At 33.2% G+C, this 232-nt stretch carries 1 protein-coding gene; it reads left to right on the top strand.

The window, feature by feature from the left end:
• Positions 1-232: hypothetical protein (locus SB752_RS33325; protein WP_410719647.1), on the top strand; the 232-nt coding region annotated here is incomplete at both ends.

Below are 232 nucleotides of genomic sequence, written 5' to 3'. Positions count from 1 at the left end.
CACATCTTAAAAATGATGCTTCACGAAAGCTGAGATCTTTTTTTGAACTGGAAGAACTTTCAGCAGACAATAAAAATCTAAATTACGAACTCTCCGTATCTGAGGAAAAACGTGGTTTAGCTTTGAAAAGCTTTAAATTAAATAAGAGTTTTGAAGACTTTATAAGTACAATTTTTAATCCTTCCAACGAAATTTATTTCATTGCATGGTCTTATGACCTCAGCGGACAGCC

The sequence above is a fragment of the Brevibacillus sp. SIMBA_040 genome, assembly GCF_046535075.1.
GTDB lineage: Bacteria > Bacillota > Bacilli > Brevibacillales > Brevibacillaceae > Brevibacillus.
This window is presented reverse-complemented; position numbering and strand designations above follow the sequence as displayed.